Consider the following 15,237-nt stretch of genomic DNA (forward strand, 5'->3'; position numbering starts at 1 on the left):
GATGAGCGATTTTGCCTATGCAACGGCGGCCGTCGCGAACGCCGAAATCCGCAAGCTGATGCGCGACCCGACAGAGCTGGTGTCGCGCGCCGTGCAACCCGTCCTCTGGCTGGCGGTATTCGGCCAGGTGTTCAGCAAGGTCCGCGGTATCCCCACCGGCGACATCGGCTACCTCGACTTCATGGCGCCGGGGATCCTCGCGCAGAGCATCCTGTTCTCGGCAATCTTCTACGGCATTGCGATCATCTGGGAGCGTGACCTCGGCATCATCCACAAGCTCCTCGTGACACCGGCCTCACGGGTGGCGCTGGTGCTCGGCAAGGGAATCGCAGCGGGCCTGCGCGGCCTGATCCAGGCGGTCGTCGTGTATCTGATCGCCTTCGCGCTGCACATCGGCATCCGGTGGGACCTTCCGGCGATGGTCGGCGTCGCCTGCGCCGTCTTCCTCGGCTCCTGTATCTTCGCGACCTTCTCTCTGGTCATCGCGTGCATCGTCAAGACGCGCGAGCGCTTCATGGGAATCGGCCAGGTTCTGACCATGCCCCTGTTCTTTGCATCAAATGCCATCTACCCGATCGAGTTGATGCCTGGCTGGCTCAGGACGATCGCAGTGGCCAACCCCCTGACCTACCTCGTGGATGCCTTGCGCCACTCGATGATCGTCGGCGGGCACGGGATGTACACGCTGGCCACGAGCTTCGAGGTGATGGCGGCAGCCTTCCTGCTGCTTCTCGCTGTTGCAACGAAGCTCTATCCGGGACTGGTCCGCTAGCGGATCGCCTCTCTGCGGCGATCGCCAGCTCGAAACGGCCCTCTCCGCCGCGTCCTCCACCATCGGTAGAAACCGCGCTTGGCCGCTTCCACGGCAGCGAGATACGCGAGCACCAGTGCGCCCAGGATGAAATAGAAGTTCGCCGGCGGAGGCGTGAAGCCGAAGCCCGCCCCCAGCGACGTAAAGGGCAACAGGACGGCGCTGGCGACGACCGCCAGCGAGGTCGCCGTCAGCAGCGGGTGCGGGCGGCTTTTCAGCGGGTTTCCGCGCGTGCGGATGATGAAGATCACGAGCACCTGCGTGCACAGCGATTCGACGAACCAGCCGGTCTGGAACAACTTCTCGTCGGCCTGCAGCAGCACCAGCATCACGTAGAAGGTCAGGAGATCGAACAACGAACTGATCGGGCCGATCACCAGCATGAAACTGCGGATGAAATCGAGGTCCAGCACGCGCGGATAGCGAATCTCCTCGGTGTCGACCTTGTCCAGCGGGATCGGCACTTCGGAGACGTCGTAAAGAATGTTGTTGAGCAGGATCTGCGTCGGCAGCATCGGCAGGAAGGGCAGGAAGAGGGCTGCGCCCGCCATGCTGAACATGTTGCCGAAGTTGGAGCTCGTGCCCATCATGATGTACTTCATGATGTTGCCGAAGGTGCGCCGGCCTTCGAGCACTGCGCCATGCAGCACGTGCAGGTCGTGCTTCAGCAGGATCATGTCGGCCGCCTCTTTCGCCACGTCGACGGCCGAATCGACGGAAAGCCCCACGTCGGCGGAATGCAGCGGAGGAGCGTCGTTGATGCCGTCGCCGAGATAGCCGACCGCGTGGCCGCGCGCCTTCAGTGCGCGGATGATCCTTTCCTTTTGCGCCGGATTGACGCGACAGAACAGGTTCGCGCTCTCGACCCGCGCACGCAGCGCGTGATCGTCCATCTGTGCCATGTCCTTCCCGGTCAGCAGTCCGGTGACGGGAATCCCCAACTGTGCGCACACATGCCGCGTCACGAGGTCGCTGTCTCCGGTGACGATCCGGATCGCGACACCGAGTTTGTGCAGGTCCTCCAGCGCTGAAGCGGCGCTCTCCTTCGGCGGGTCGAGGAAGGCCGCGAAGCCCGCGAGCACGAGGCCCGTTTCATCATCGACGACCGCATGCGGGTGGTCCACCGGCACCTCGCGCCATGCGATGCCGAGCACGCGAAAACCGTCCTGCTCCAATGCGTGATACTGGGCGTGGATCGCGGCGAGCGCGGCCTCGTCCATTGGCCGCTGCAGGGCGGCACCGTCGGCCTCGAAATGCGCGCACAGGCCGACGATCTCGTCGGGCGCGCCCTTCACGACCAGCCATCGCGCCGTGTCCTTTTCGACCAGCACGGACACGCGGCGCCGCTCGAAGTCGAACGGGACTTCGTCGATCTTCGTCCAGCCGCAGACATCGATGTGCGCGTGTTCGAGAATCGCCTCGTCGAGCGGGTTCTTCAGGCCGCTCTCGAAGTAGCTGTTGAGATACGCGAGCTGCAGCACCCGCTCGCTCGAGCGCCCTTCGGGGTCGACATGGCGCTCCATGCGGATCTTCGCCTCGGTGAGCGTGCCGGTCTTGTCGGTGCACAGCACGTCCATCGAGCCGAGGTCCTGGATCGCGGACTGACGCTTCACGATCACGCTTTGCTTCGCCATGCGTAGCGCCCCGCGCGACAGCGTCACCGACACGACCATCGGCAGCAGTTCCGGCGTCAGCCCGACGGCGAGCGCGACGGCGAACAGGAAGGATTCCAGCAAGGGCCTGTGAAACAGCGTATTCACGAGCAGCACGAACATCACCATCAGCATCGTGAGCCGCATGATCAGCATGCCGAAGCGGCGCGTGCCCAGCTCGAACGAGCTGGGCGGCGGCGGCCGCGACACGCTGTCGGCGATCTTGCCAACGGCGGTCGCAGTGCCAATCCGCTCGACCAGCACGCGGGCGCTGCCGCTGATCACCGAGGTCCCCATGAAGACCGCATTGGCGGCCTCGTCGAGCGCGGTCGCATTTGCGGGCGGCGTATCCGGCCGCTTTTCGACCGGGTAGGTTTCGCCGGTCAGCAAGGCCTGCTTGACGAAGAAGTCGTTCGCTTCGAGCACCCGGGCGTCGGCCGGAACCAAATCGCCGGCCGAGAGGGTGACAACGTCGCCCGGCACCAGTTCGGTCGCGGGGATCTCGCGGGCGCTGCCATCGCGGACCACCTTTGCCTGCAGCGCGACCGACTGGCGCAGCTTTTCGGCGGCGGCGCCGGCGCGGTATTCCTGCACGAAGTCGAGCGTCACGCTCAGCAGAACGATGCAGCCGATGATGAAGAAGTTGGTCAGCTCACCGGTGAATGCCGAAACAGCGCTTGCAACGAGCAGGATCAGCACCAGTGGATTCTTGAAACGGCTCAGATACTGCAGCAGTAGCGCTCGCTGTGGACGTTCGCGGAACAGGTTGGGTCCGAAGCGCACCCGCCGCGCCGCGGCCTCGTCGCTCGACAGTCCTCGCGCACCGCCAGGCGCCTTGCCGACATCGTCCGGCGGTGCCTCGAGCCACCATGGCTGCGACGACGAGTCTAGCGTCATGCAGGCTTCTCCTGCTGCACTCCACTGCCACGAATGGCGAGTGTCAAATATCGAAGCATGTCGTTCCCCGCGTCACGCTGCGGGGTCAGTATATGCCGATGCAATGCGAGCGGCGAGGATTGCGAGTCACGCTCCGAATCGCCGGTAAAATGCCGTGATCTGGAACATTCTGCCCGCCCATGCGCCCGAAACCGCCGCCGGATTATCTTGCCGGCTATCCTCCCGCCCTCGCCGCACAGGTTCGGCAGCTGATCGAGCAGAACAAGCTCGGCGAGCTGCTTCTGCGGAAGTACCCGCAGGCGCACATGGTCCGCACCGACCGCGCGCTCTACGACTACGTGCAGGAGATCAAGGGGTCGTATCTGCGCAATGCCGGGCAACTCAACAAGGTCGCCTTCGACAGCAAGATCCACGTGATCCAGCATGCGCTCGGCACGCACACCCGCATCTCGCGCGTGCAAGGGGGCAAGCTCAAGGCGAAATGCGAGATTCGCGTCGCCGCCGTGTTTCGCGAGATGCCGCCCGAATTCCTGCGGATGATCGTCGTGCATGAGCTCGCCCACATCCGCGAGCGCGAGCACGACAAGGCCTTCTACCAGCTATGCCGCCATATGGAGCCGGATTACCACCAATTGGAGTTCGATCTGCGCGCCTACCTGTGCCATCTGGATGCCACCGGTCGACCGCTGTGGTCCGCGGCGACCGACGGCGCGAAGTCCTGACCGGCGGTATCAGTCCGCCAGCGCGCGCACCTTCACGGGCCTGCCTTTGAGCTTGCCGGCGCCGAGCTTGCGCACCGCGTCGCGTGCGATCTCGCGCACGACTGCAACGTAGGTGGTCTGATCGGTCACCGTGATCTTACCGACCTGCTCACGCGTAAAACCGGCCTCGCCCGTCAGCGCGCCGAGCACGTCGCCGGGGCGGATCTTGTCCTTGCGCCCGCCCAGAATCTGCAGCGTCACCATCGGCGGCACGAGCGGCGAATCGTCTCCGCTCTGCAGCGAGCCGAGTCCGTGCCACTCCGGATCGATGCCGGTTGCCTGCGCGATCGTCGCGACGCGGCGCTTGTCCGCGGGGCTGCATAGGGTCAGCGCCCAGCCGTCCTCGTCCGCGCGGCCGGTGCGGCCGATGCGGTGGACGTGGACTTCGGGGTCCGGCGTGACGTCGACGTTGATGACGGCTTCGAGCTGCGCGATATCGAGTCCGCGCGCTGCGACGTCGGTCGCGACCAGCACCGAACAGCTGCGGTTGGCGAACTGGATCAGCACCTGATCGCGTTCACGCTGCTCCAGGTCACCATTGAGCGTCAGCGCATGGAAGCCCTGGGCGCGCAGCACCTCGACGAGACTGCGGCACTGCTGCTTGGTATTGCAGAAGGCGAGCGTGCTGACCGGGCGGTAGTGCTTGAGGAGCGTGCCGACGGCCTGCAGGCGCTCGTCGTGCTTGATCCCGTAGAAGCGCTGGCGGATCTTGCTGCCTTCGTGCTGCTCCAGCAGCTTCACTTCCCTCGGATTACGCAGGAAATGCTGCGCCAGCTTGTCGATCCCCTCGGGGTAGGTCGCGGAGAACAGCAGGGTCTGGCGGCGGGTGGGGCATTGCTGCGCGACGAAGGCGATGTCGTCGTAGAAGCCCATGTCGAGCATCCGGTCGGCTTCGTCGAGCACGAGGGTGTTGAGCGCGTCGAGCCTGAGGCTGCCGCGATCGAGGTGATCCATGATGCGGCCGGGCGTGCCGACGACGATGTGAGCGCCGTGCTCCAGGCTCGCCCGCTGCGGCCGCATCGTCGTGCCGCCGCACAGCGAGAGAATCTTGATGTTGTCGGCCGACCGCGCAAGACGGCGGATCTCCTGCGTGACCTGATCCGCGAGCTCGCGCGTCGGGCACAGCACCATGGCTTGCACGGCAAAGCGGCGTGGGTTGAGGTTCGTCAGCAGCGCCAGCGCAAACGCCGCGGTCTTGCCGCTGCCGGTCTTGGCTTGCGCGATCAGGTCGTGGCCGGCAAGCGCCAAGGGCAGGCTCGCGGCCTGGATCGGCGTCATCGTGCGGTATTCGAGTTGCTGCAGCGTGGCCTGCAGCGCCGGCGACAGCGGCAGTTCGCTGAAGGGCGGCGCGGCGACGTCGGTCACCGCCTGCGGGGCGGTCGCCGATTGGGGCAGAGTCGATTCAGTCGTGCTCACGCTTCGCCTCATCCGCGCCGACGGGCGCCGGTGGGTTTGCGCCAGTGGCCGGGACGCTTGTGTTCGGTTTCTACCACCTTGGGTTTGGGCATCAGCAGGTTCTGCCCCGCGCCCTGCCCGGCAGCCCGGTGCGCAGCGATGGCTGCACTCAGTTGCTCCACTGTCGGCACGCAAGGGGCCTTTTCGCCCTGAGCGACGTGCGCCGACAGTTCCGCCTTGACGCCGAAGATGCGCTCCGCGGTATCGGCCTTCCTCGGCAGTCCCGCGACGATCTTCTGTGCGCCCGGGCCGAGCGTGAAGCGGCCGTCCACCTCGTCGATCAGGCCATTCACGGAGAGGCGCCGAAACGCTTCACCGAGTTTGCCTTCGGAAGGAATGGCGCCGTGGATCAGATCCAGCGCTGCCATGATTTCAAAAAGCTCCGCGGCCCTGCGCTTGGAAGCGAGCGCCATGGCGAGCAGAAGAAGTGCGTCAATATCGTGAACCGGGTGCATCGAATCCCTTTGAAACTCGCGAAAAAATAAAGACTTGAGACCGGGTGGAGCCGGCGCGGTTGAGAGTGTAAGCGCTGGCGGAGGCAATACGGCGTGGCGGCGCACAATATTGCGCTCCGGGGACGTGCACTGCCGACGATGAAACCTCCCGACGGCGGCAGGGTTCTAAGCTGCATCGATGGATGCACCATGCTCCCCGGTAGACGCAATGAACATCTCTCCTCTGATTTCGCCGCTCAACCTCTTCGGGCTCGGCGGCATCAATCCCGTCAGCGCGACGCAGGCCCAGAACAATGCCTCCGCGCTCACGTCGCTCACATCCAGCTCCACGTTCGTGCAGATCTCGGATCTCGGCCACCTGCTGTCATCGATCGTTGCCTTCCAGGACAGCCTGTCGGCGCTGCACCCGGGTTCAACCAACAGCGGTCTGGGCCGCAATTTTGGGACGGATTTCGGCAGTCTGGCCGCGGAAGCGCAGAGTTTCGTTGACGCCTTCAATGGGCTCCAGTCCGATATCAGCCCGTTCGGCGGCACCGATGCCGGATCGGGACTTTTCGGCATCCTGTCCGGTTCGTCTCAGACCACCCAGGTCAGCAATGCACTGAGCGAACGCTTCGCGAGCGCCTTCGACAACGGCGACTCCGCACTCACCCACCTCGCCGATATCGGCATCCAACTTCAAGCCTCTCCATTACCCGGTCTCGGCGGGCGCGCGAGCATCGACCTCGCGAAGCTCAAATCGGCCTTCGACAGCGACCCGGCGGGCAGCTTTTCGCTGCTGTCGAACGCTGTCCAATCCTTCGGCACGCTGGCGTCCGACTTCACAGGCGACACGAGCAGTGGTTCCCGGCTGGGTAGCCTGCTGAGCTTCAACCTTGCCCAGCAGTCGCTCGGCCTGCTCGGTTTCAACGGCTCGCAAACCGGTCTGCCGGGCGCGTCGAATCTGCTCGCGCTGGCTTCGCTGAGTGACGGCACAACGAGTTCGCAGGCGCAGTTGTTGTCGGCGATGAACCAATTCACGCTGGTTTCGTCATTACTTGGGTGACGCCTGCGCGGCGGCGCCCATCCTCTATGCGAAAGAGATGGAACGCGCGAGCGACGTCGCATCGCAACATCCGGATACCTGGACTCTTTCGGCTCCAGATGCTTTGCGGCGCTTGAATATTTAATCGATTAATTGATTGATAAAAACATTTTTCTGTAGATCATGTTGCGTCGCACAAGTCTGACCACTATCATTTGAAACGTCTCCTCCACCCTCCTCCTTTGGTGTGGATTTAGCCCGGGCCGTCAAACGCTCGGGCTTTTTCTTTTTTGCCCGTCGTTCTGCCCCCTCCTCGACGCCATCGCGGCCATTCGCCCGAATAATTCGGCCATAAAAAAATTTGTCGTACAAGTTTATTGCGTCGCACAAGCGAGCTCGTTATGATTTGAACCGTCTCCTCCACCCTCCTCCTTTGGTGTGGATTTAGCCCGAGCCGTCAAACGCTCGGGCTTTTTCTTTTCAGCTGCCGCTTCGCGCACTCAGCAGGGTCCAGATCCGCTCGACCATCGGGTTGCTATTGTCGGCGGCGCGATGCAGGCGCACTTCGAGCGGACAGGTCCACTGAGCGGGACCGGCCGCGACCAAGCGCCCCTCAGCGATCTCCCGCCCGACGCAGCTCTCCGGCAGCCAGCCGAGGCCGTGTCCTTCGAGCACCATCGCCTTCAGCGCCTCCGACATGTGCGTGTCGAAGGAGCGGTCGAAATGACAGCGCTCGTTCGCACCCAGCAGGATCATCTCGACGACGTGACCGAGATAGGTGCCTGAGGAATAGGCGAGGAAAGGCACAGCCGCCTCCGCCCGCCCCGGGAGTTTGTAGCGCGGGCGGCCGTCCTCGCGGGGCGCAGACAGCGGCAGCATGCGGTCGGTTGCGAGCGCGATATAGGGAAAGCGCACCGGGTCGAGCAGCATCGGCAGCTGCGGATGGTGGTAGGCGATCACGAGGTCGGTCGCGCCCTCGATCAACGCGCTCGCCCCTTCTGGCACGTTCACGGCGCCGACGCGTGCGACGACGTTGCCGAGCGCCTCCTTCAGCTGCCCGAGCCAGCGCGGGAAGAAGGTCAGCGACAGCGTGTGGGCGACCGAAAAGCGCACGGTGTCGACGTTGCCCGGCGACTGCCCCCGCAGCACCGTACGCATGTCGTAAGTGCGACGCAGGATGTCGGCCGCGAAGCCTCGGAAGATCCGCCCGGCGGCGGTGAGGTGCACGCCCTGCGAACGGCGGTCGATCAGCTCGACGCCAAGCCAGTCCTCGAGCGCCTGGATGTGGCGACTGAAGGTCGGCTGCGACACGTTGCGGCGCTCGGCGGCCCGCGAAAAGGCGCGTGCGTCGGTCAATGTGAGGAAATCCTCGATCCATTTGATTTGCATATCAGGTCGACTCCTGTCTGGCCTCTATTCGGCTTTCTTGGGGATCTTATGCGTTTTTTGCATGGCATAGCACGGAATCGCAAGAGGCTCCGTAGCATTCATTCACCCCCACCCCACACCACGAGACAGGAACAAAAATGACCTTCACCGCCACCCCCGCCGCCGAGCGCATCGAACACGACCTCCTCGGCGATCGCGCCGTGCCCGCCAATGTCTATTACGGCGTCCACACGCTGCGCGCTGTCGAGAACTTCCCGATCACCGGGACGCCGATTTCGATCTACCGCGAGCTCGTCCGCGCGCTCGCCGCGATCAAGCAGGCCGCCGCGCTAACGAACCAGCAGCTCGGCATGCTCGACGCCGAACGCACCGAAGCGATCGTCCGCGCCTGCGAGGAAGTCCGCGCCGGCGCGCTGCACGAGCAGTTCGTCGTCGACGTGATCCAGGGCGGCGCCGGCACCTCGACCAACATGAACGCCAACGAGGTGATCGCGAACCGGGCGCTGGAACTACTCGGCTTTGAAAAGGGCGACTACGCCCGCCTGCACCCGAACGAGCACGTCAACATGAGCCAGAGCACCAACGACGTGTATCCGACCGCGTTGAAGCTCGCGGGCTACGAGGGCATCTTCCAGCTGATCGAGGCGATGGAAGTGCTACGCAATGCCTTCCACGAGAAGGCGGTCGAGTTCGCCGACGTGCTGAAGATGGGCCGCACCCAGCTGCAGGACGCGGTGCCGATGACGGTCGGCCAGGAGTTCTCGACCTACGTCGTGATGCTCGGCGAGGACATCGAGCGCCTGAAGGAAGCCGTGCTGCTGATCCGCGAGATCAACCTCGGCGCGACCGCGATCGGCACCGGCATCAACGCCCACCCGGATTACGCGGGTATGGTCTGCCGCAACCTCGCCGAGATCACCGGCATCCCGGTGCTGACCGCGCCCAATCTCGTCGAGGCGACGCAGGATTGCGGCAGCTTCGTGCAACTGTCGGGTGTGCTGAAGCGCGTGGCGGTCAAGCTCTCCAAGGTCTGCAACGACCTGCGCCTGCTGTCTTCCGGCCCCCGTGCGGGCCTGGCCGAGATCAACCTGCCGGCGATGCAGGCCGGCTCGTCGATCATGCCGGGCAAGGTCAATCCGGTGATCCCGGAAGTCGTGAACCAGATCGCGTTCGAAGTGATCGGCAACGACATGACGATCAGCTTCGCCGCTGAAGCCGGCCAGCTGCAGTTGAACGCCTTCGAGCCGATCATCGCGCACAGCCTGTTCAAGAGCGCGACCCACCTGCGTGCCGGCTGCCTGACGCTCGCCGAGCGTTGCGTGAAGGGCATCACCGTCAATCGCGAATTCCTGCGCAAGAGCGTCGAGAACTCGATTGGCCTCGTCACCGCGCTGAACCCCTACATCGGCTACGCCAACGCGACCGAGATCGCGCAGCAGGCGCTCGTCGGCGGTCACAGCGTGTATGAGCTCGTGCTCGCCAAGGGCCTGCTGACGAAGGAGCAGCTCGACGAAATCCTCAAGCCCGAAGTGCTGACGCAGCCGCGCCCGCTGGTCGGCCTTGCCTGATCGCCCATCGACCTAAGAAAACGCCAATCACCCCCAAAGGGGTCGTGTCGAGGAGACTCAAATTGAAATTCAATAAACTCACCACCTGGATCTTCATCAGCCTCGTGCTCGGGATCGTTGTCGGCTACATCTGCAACACGACGGCGCCGGACGCCGCGGCGGCGAAGGAAACCGCGAGCTACTTCTCGGCGCTCGCGGACATCTTCCTGCGCATGGTGAAGATGATCATTGCGCCGCTCGTGTTCGCGACCCTCGTGTCGGGCATCGCGAGCCTCGGCGATACGAAAGCGGTCGGCCGCATCGGCCTGAAGGCGATGGCGTGGTTCGTCACGGCGTCCTTCGTGTCGCTGCTGCTCGGCCTCTTCTGGGCGAACGTCCTGCATCCCGGGCAAAGCATGAACCTGCCGCTACCCGAGGCGGGCGCCGCGACCAACTTGAAGACCTCGGCGCTCAACTTCAAGGACTTCATCGTCAACGTCTTCCCGAAGAGCATCTTCGAGGCGATGTCGGGCAACTCGGTGCTGCAGATCGTCGTGTTCTCGCTCTTCTTCGGCTTCGCGCTGAGTTCGCTGAAGGACGCGACCGGCAAGGCGATGGTGACGACGATCGAAGAACTGGTGCACGTGATGATCCGGATCACCGACTACGTGATGAAGTTCGCGCCGGTCGGCGTCTTCGCGGCCGTCGCCGCGGCGATCACGGTGCAGGGCCTTGGCGTGTTGTCGACCTACGCAGCGCTGATCGGCAGCTTCTATCTCGGCCTCGCTTCGCTGTGGCTGGTGTTGATCGCCGCGGGCTACGTGGTGCTGAAGAAGCGCGTGTTCACGCTGCTCGGCCTCGTGAAGGAACCGACGATCATTGCCTTCTCGACCGCGAGCAGCGAAGCGGCCTACCCGAAGACGATGGAGCAGCTCGAGAAGTTCGGCGTCAAGGACGAGGTCACCGGCTTCGTGCTGCCGATGGGCTATGCCTTCAACCTCGACGGCTCGATGATCTACCAGGCTTTCGCGATCCTCTTCATCGCCCAGGTGTATGGCATCGAGATGTCCTTCATGACCCAGCTGTCGATGCTGCTGGTGCTGATGGTGAGCAGCAAGGGCATGGCGGGCGTGTCGCGCGCTTCGCTGGTGGTGGTTGCCGCGACGCTGCCGATGTTCAAGCTGCCGGAAGCGGGCCTTCTGTTGATCATGGGCATTGATGTCTTCCTCGACATGGGGCGCACCGCGACCAACGTGATCGGCAACAGCCTCGCGACCGCGGCGATCGCGAAGTGGGAAGGCAAGCTCGGGCCGACCGTGCTCGATGCGGACGAGGCGGATGAAGCCGAGGCCAGCGTCGAACCCGTCTTCGCTTCGCAGGCGACGGCCGCCGAAGGCATCAAGGCCTGATCGCGACGATCTTTCCCCACGGACGCCGCCGCGTCGGGCCTCGCAGGGCTCGCCCGGCGGCGTTTTTCGTTCGGAGAACCGGAGAATCCCGATGCAGGATAAGCGCAGCATCCGCCGTTTTGGCATCGTCGGCGGTCTGGGCGCGCTGGGCGCGGCCGACGTCTTCTTCAAGCTCGTGAAGGCGATGCCGGGGGGCAGCGGCCAGGAGCAGGCCGACCTGATCTTCGAGCAGCATCCGTTCCGCGAGGACGCCCGCCCCGGCGACCGGTCGGCGTCCCACAACGGCCGCAAGCTCTACGTCTTCGATATGATCCGGCAGTTCGAGGCGCGCGGCGTCGATGCGGTGATCCTGCCCTGCTTCCTGAGCCACACCTTCATCGACGAACTGCAAGCCGAAGTCCGGCTGCCGATCGTCAATATCCTCGACGCGCTGCGCAATCACCTGCAACGCCGCCATCCCGGTGCGCGGCGGCTCGGCATCCTGACGTCGGATCTGGTTCGCGAAGAAGGCCTCTTCGAGCGCCCCTTTCCGGCTCCTGAGTGGGACCTGCGCTACCCGCATCCCGCGCTACAGCGCCATTGCGTGATGGGTGCGATCTACGGCGCGGACGGCATCAAGGCAGGCCAATTGCAGGGTTCCGCGGTCGAGCGACTCGCCGAGGCCTGCCGTGACCTCCTCGCTCAGGGCGCGGAGCTCATCGTGCCGGGCTTCGCCGAAATCCCGATCGTCATCGATACGCTGTGCGAGCGCGGCATCCCGATCCTCGACACCAACCAGATCTATGCGCACCACGCCGTCGCCGATCACGCCCTGCCGGAGGCGAGGCCGTTCAAGATCGGCATCGTCGGCGGCGTCGGGCCGGCAGCGACGGTCGACTTCGTCTCCAAGATCGTCCGTAACACGGCGGCGCGGCGAGACCAGGAACACGTGAAGCTCGTCGTCGAACAGAATCCGCAGATCCCCGACCGCACCGAACATCTTGTCGGCGACGGGCCGGACCCGACCGTCGCGCTCTACTCGACGTGCAAGAAGCTTGAAGCGGCGGACGCCGACCTCATCGCGATCCCCTGCAACACGGCCCACGCCTTCGTCGAACGCATCCAGCCTTACCTGTCGATCCCGGTCGTGAACATGCTCGACGAGACAGTCGGGCACATCCTGCGGAATTTTGGCGAGGACGCGCTTGTGGGCTTGCTCGCAACGAGCGGAACACTTGAGAGCGGCGTCTATCGTGATGCCGCCGAGAAGGCCGGCCTGCGACTGCTCGTGCCGGATGACGAGCATCAGGCTCTGGTGATGAACGCTGTCTATGGCCCGAAAGGCGCGAAGGCCGGTTTCACCGAGGGCGAGTGCGTCGATGAGTTGCAGCGGGCACTCGCATCGCTGGCGGAGCGCGGGGCGGAGGTCATCATCCTGGGTTGCACCGAACTGCCGCTGCTGCTTGCGGCAGACCAGACTTATGCCGTGCAAGGAAGAACGGTCGCGGTCCTCGACCCGACGGAGATTCTCGCGAAGAGATGCGTCGCGCTGAGTGGTCGCAATTGAGCATGAAACGGTCGCATACAGGCAAAATGGTGCACTGCAAACGCGAAAGTCTTTTAGAAGACCCTCTTAGTATCGCCTGGAATACGGGGTTATTCGTAAATCTGATCGTCGAATAGAAAAATTTGTAGAACAACTTTATTGCGTCGCACAAGGTCGTCCGATATGATTTGAACCGTCTCCTCCACCCTCCTCCTTTGGTGTGGATTTAGCCCGAGCCGTCAAACGCTCGGGCTCTTTCTTTTGTGACGACGAAAGACGTCGTCTTCTCGTGCCTGGCCCCGTCGGGTGCGCCGCAGATCGGCGCAAATGCATCCATTTGTTAAATAGCACAAACTCGGGTGAGGATCGCCCACAGCGGCCGATTGAGGGTCTAAGATTGAATCGTCTCCTCTTTCAGCGTGGGTTTGGCCCGGGTCGCGTCATACGCACTCGGGCCTCTTCTTTTTGCCGCCCGCATCCCGTTCCCCACGGGATTCCGCACGCTTCCGGCGCATCGCCATGCCATTTGAACAGCATCGAACTTCTGGTTCGGCAATTACTGCTGATGCCGTATTGATATACCATTAAAATTATCGGAGCATACCGGACACGAACCGGGTCGCTGATCCCCGCTGTTGCTCGCCCCTCTCCTTATGAAGAAAGTACTGCTTCTGCTCGTCCTGCTCGCCGGCCTCGTCTTCCTGATCAAGACCGGGCATGACTACACGCCGGCAAACCGGCTGATCGCAAGCGTCAAGGTCTGGAACGAGATGCGGATCGAGTTCGATCAGGTGCCCGGCAATCTGACTGAGCTCGGCCTGCAGGCCAAGTACGGCGACATCCGCTGGAACTGCGGCTCGGAGTCTTCGCGATTGGGCGACCGGTCCTGCTATGCAGACATGCGGACCGTGAATGGGGCGGACGCATGGTTCGTCGTGTTCTTCTTCCAAAATGGTCATCTCGCCCAGATCAAGATCGATACCACCAGGAAGGGCTATGCGGAGCTTCTCGCGTTCGCGAAGGAAAAGTACGGTTCGCCGCGGCCCATCGAAAGGGACGGTTCGGATGCCCCTCAACTGATCGGCTGGACGCTCGCGAACGGCGTTCTCACCACGACCGAGCTCGCCGACGGGGAAGGGACCAGTCAGTTTCTGTGGATCTCGAAGAATCGGCTGATGAACAGCACATCGCAGCGCCAGCGGGCCGTCGGAAGCGCAATGCTGCGCGTGAGCGCTGCCCGCTGAAGGCGGCAGAAGCGATCTCCCTGTCGCCCGCTACGCTGCCGCCGGCGTAATCTCCGAGACCGCGGCGCGGCTCCGCATCTCGGGGTAGTAGCACATGTAGCCGCTCGCGCAGTGGCCGGGCGCGCCGCGCAGGCCTGTCGCAAACTCCCGGATCTCCTGCTCGGCCTCACCCGCCTCGATCCGCTGCAGGACCTGCGCGACGAGTTCGACGCTCTTGATCTTACGTTCGCTCGCGCCCTCGCGGCCCGCGATCTTCACCGAATGCACGCCTGCCGTATGCATCGCCGGCATGGCGCAGACGCCGCAAGGCCCCCAGGGATAACCGTTCGGCGAGAGCGAGAAGCCGTTGCCGAAGCGGTACCAGAGCCAGCGCTTGTAATCGAGGTCGTTCTGTTCGAGACGCCGCAGCGCGCGCTCCGCGGGCTTGCCGCCGCCGGTCGCTCGATATTCGAACTGGTAATTGTCGATGCAGATCGGGCCGCCCTTGTTCATCGGCAGATGGACGGTGTGGCAAGTGCCCTCTTCGAACACGCAGCCGTCGTTGAGGACGAAGGCTTCGATGTCGAGATCCGGAAGCGCCTTTGCGATCGTCGCGATCTCGGCGACCGTGACGTCGCGTGGCAGGACGATGCGCTTCGCGCCGAGGGAGGCGAAGAAACGTGCCGACTCGACGTTGCGGCAGGTTGCAACGGAACTAACGTGGATATCGAGATCGGGCACGTGGGCGGCGAGCGACGCGATCAGGGAGATGTCTGCGACGATTGCGGCCTTGCCGCCGATGCTACGAAAGCGGGCGGCGATCCCGGTCAGCGCATCGAGATGCTGTTCGCCGTATTGCTGCGCGTTAAGGACGAGAAAGACGTCGGCGTCGAGCGCGCTGGCCTTTTCGACGACGCTTTCGAGATCGGCGTACCCGTTGAGGTTACCGAACAGACGGCGATTGACGCCCGAGGTGTTGAAGCGCTGGATCCAGTCGGGCGGCACGACGCCGCAGTAGAGTTCGCGCGCGCCGGCGCGGACGAGCGGTTCGACTTCTGCCGGGGTGCTGATGGGGGCGGTGATCTTCAT

At 63.9% G+C, this 15,237-nt stretch carries 13 protein-coding genes; 7 read left to right on the forward strand and 6 right to left on the reverse strand.

Annotated elements, in window-relative coordinates:
* Window position 1 precedes the first annotated feature (1 nt).
* Window positions 2–772 (forward strand): ABC transporter permease, encoded by a 771-nt coding sequence (locus VJ673_RS21270; RefSeq protein ID WP_324128170.1) that lies wholly within the window; start codon window positions 2–4, stop codon window positions 770–772.
* Here VJ673_RS21270 and mgtA read toward each other — a convergent pair.
* Window positions 769–3,360: a magnesium-translocating P-type ATPase gene (gene mgtA, locus VJ673_RS21275; protein ID WP_324128171.1), complete on the reverse strand. Its 2,592-nt coding sequence runs from the start codon at window positions 3,358–3,360 to the stop codon at window positions 769–771. The two genes, VJ673_RS21270 and mgtA, sit on opposite strands and share 4 nt — an antisense overlap.
* 179 nt (window positions 3,361–3,539) lie before the next feature.
* Between mgtA and VJ673_RS21280 the strand changes: the two genes are divergently transcribed.
* On the forward strand, window positions 3,540–4,082 hold the full coding sequence (locus VJ673_RS21280; protein ID WP_324128172.1) for a M48 metallopeptidase family protein: 543 nt from the start codon (window positions 3,540–3,542) through the stop codon (window positions 4,080–4,082).
* Window positions 4,083–4,091: 9 nt separating this feature from the next.
* Here VJ673_RS21280 and dbpA read toward each other — a convergent pair whose 3' ends face one another.
* Together dbpA and VJ673_RS21290 are read right to left on the reverse strand one after the other, a co-directional pair.
* The gene (gene dbpA / locus VJ673_RS21285; protein WP_324128173.1) at window positions 4,092–5,549 is read right to left on the reverse strand and encodes an ATP-dependent RNA helicase DbpA; all 1,458 of its coding nucleotides are present in this window, start codon (window positions 5,547–5,549) and stop codon (window positions 4,092–4,094) included.
* Entirely contained in the window at window positions 5,546–6,031 is a 486-nt protein-coding gene (locus VJ673_RS21290) for a hypothetical protein (protein ID WP_324128174.1), read from the reverse strand. Before VJ673_RS21290 ends, dbpA begins: the two co-directional genes overlap by 4 nt.
* Before the next feature lie 208 nt (window positions 6,032–6,239).
* Here VJ673_RS21290 and fliD point away from each other — a divergent pair, with 208 nt between their 5' ends.
* Window positions 6,240–7,076 carry a flagellar filament capping protein FliD gene (fliD, locus tag VJ673_RS21295; protein ID WP_324128175.1) on the forward strand — a complete coding sequence of 279 codons (837 nt, stop codon included), beginning with the start codon at window positions 6,240–6,242 and terminating at the stop codon, window positions 7,074–7,076.
* 120 nt (window positions 7,077–7,196) lie between these two features.
* Here fliD and VJ673_RS21300 read toward each other — a convergent pair whose 3' ends face one another.
* Window positions 7,197–7,427: a hypothetical protein gene (locus VJ673_RS21300; protein ID WP_324128176.1), complete on the reverse strand. Its 231-nt coding sequence runs from the start codon at window positions 7,425–7,427 to the stop codon at window positions 7,197–7,199.
* A 108-nt stretch (window positions 7,428–7,535) separates the two neighbouring features.
* Window positions 7,536–8,444 (reverse strand): LysR substrate-binding domain-containing protein, encoded by a 909-nt coding sequence (locus VJ673_RS21305; RefSeq protein WP_324128177.1) that lies wholly within the window; start codon window positions 8,442–8,444, stop codon window positions 7,536–7,538.
* A gap of 137 nt (window positions 8,445–8,581) precedes the next feature.
* On the opposite strand from VJ673_RS21305, the gene aspA reads away from it, so the two are divergent.
* The 4 genes from aspA (at window position 8,582) to VJ673_RS21325 (ending at window position 14,169) form a co-directional block, all read left to right on the forward strand.
* Window positions 8,582–10,012: an aspartate ammonia-lyase gene (gene aspA, locus VJ673_RS21310; protein ID WP_324128178.1), complete on the forward strand. Its 1,431-nt coding sequence runs from the start codon at window positions 8,582–8,584 to the stop codon at window positions 10,010–10,012.
* 62 nt (window positions 10,013–10,074) lie between these two features.
* Window positions 10,075–11,400: a dicarboxylate/amino acid:cation symporter gene (locus VJ673_RS21315; RefSeq protein WP_324128179.1), complete on the forward strand. Its 1,326-nt coding sequence runs from the start codon at window positions 10,075–10,077 to the stop codon at window positions 11,398–11,400.
* Between the two features lie 91 nt (window positions 11,401–11,491).
* Window positions 11,492–12,946 carry a cysteate racemase gene (cuyB, locus tag VJ673_RS21320; RefSeq protein ID WP_324128180.1) on the forward strand — a complete coding sequence of 485 codons (1,455 nt, stop codon included), beginning with the start codon at window positions 11,492–11,494 and terminating at the stop codon, window positions 12,944–12,946.
* Between the two features lie 632 nt (window positions 12,947–13,578).
* Complete coding sequence (locus VJ673_RS21325) at window positions 13,579–14,169, forward strand: hypothetical protein (RefSeq protein ID WP_324128181.1); 591 nt, start codon at window positions 13,579–13,581, stop codon at window positions 14,167–14,169.
* A gap of 30 nt (window positions 14,170–14,199) precedes the next feature.
* On the opposite strand, the gene VJ673_RS21330 is transcribed toward VJ673_RS21325, so the two are convergent.
* Complete coding sequence (locus VJ673_RS21330; protein WP_324128182.1) at window positions 14,200–15,237, reverse strand: U32 family peptidase; 1,038 nt, start codon at window positions 15,235–15,237, stop codon at window positions 14,200–14,202.

The organism is Aromatoleum sp., assembly GCF_035254505.1.
Taxonomy (GTDB): domain Bacteria; phylum Pseudomonadota; class Gammaproteobacteria; order Burkholderiales; family Rhodocyclaceae; genus Aromatoleum.